The 822-nt window shown below is 42.6% G+C and carries 1 protein-coding gene and 2 pseudogenes; all 3 read right to left on the bottom strand.

Annotated features, from left to right (window positions below; genetic code table 11):
- A pseudogene (locus QVP40_RS09570) lies at positions 1-227 on the bottom strand (DUF1385 domain-containing protein); the annotation flags it as partial.
- A gap of 101 nt (positions 228-328) precedes the next feature.
- Entirely contained in the window at positions 329-532 is a 204-nt protein-coding gene (gene rpmE, locus QVP40_RS09575; protein WP_022068223.1) for a 50S ribosomal protein L31, read from the bottom strand.
- Between the two features lie 114 nt (positions 533-646).
- Positions 647-822, bottom strand: a pseudogene (locus tag QVP40_RS09580) (transcription termination factor Rho); the annotation flags it as partial.

Below are 822 nucleotides of genomic sequence, written 5' to 3' on the forward strand. Positions count from 1 at the left end.
GAGTACATGAGGCATTTTGTTCCCACCACCAGGCTGTCCACAAAGCTGACCACTCCCCGGATCAGAGGTTTCCGCCAGATTTTGGCATTGCCAAACGTACATTTATAATCTTCTACCTTTAACTCGATCTCTCCGTCAGGACGGCGGACACCAATGGAATACTTATCCTTATGCCGCATCATGATTCCTTCCATGACTGCCTGGCCGCCGATATTTGATGACTTCATATTTTCATATTCTCCATCTGTCATAAGCTCTTTTGTCTGAAAGCAAAGACAGGTTGAGATTTCCCAACCTCAACCTGTTCTCACGTTTTCATATTGTTCAATTATTTGTTTAAGCCGTATTTTCTGTTGAACTTATCAATACGTCCGCGAGCCTGTGCAGCCTTCTGCTGTCCTGTGTAGAACGGATGGCATTTAGAGCAGATTTCCACATGGATATCTTCTTTTGTAGAACCTGTTACAAATGTGTTTCCACAGTTGCAGGTTACAGTTGCCTGATGATAATTCGGATGGATTCCTTCGCGCATGATTTTCACCTCTCTGTATTTCTTTCTATTATTTTCTATTCGTGTATGAGTAGACGAATTTATTATTTTACAGCTTCCTGAGTATAACATACTCCTTTCATAAATGCAAGATATTTATAAAAATTTCTGTTTTTTTGCAGTCTGTACAAATTCCGCATTTGTTCTGGTTCTGGAAAACATATTCAGGATCTGCTCCACGGCCTCATCTGCCTTCAGACTGTTCAGAGCCTTGCGCATAGAAGACACAGTTTCCTGCTCCTCGCGGCTGAGAAGAAGGTCCTCACGGCGGG

The sequence above is a fragment of the Blautia sp. CAG:257 genome (genome assembly GCF_000433815.1).
Taxonomy (GTDB): Bacteria; Bacillota; Clostridia; order Lachnospirales; family Lachnospiraceae; genus Blautia_A; species Blautia_A caecimuris.

Bases quoted from the DNA above. Each gene is read 5' to 3' on its own strand.
- rpmE (WP_022068223.1), bottom strand. From the start codon at position 532: ATGCGCGAAGGAATCCATCCGAATTATCATCAGGCAACTGTAACCTGC.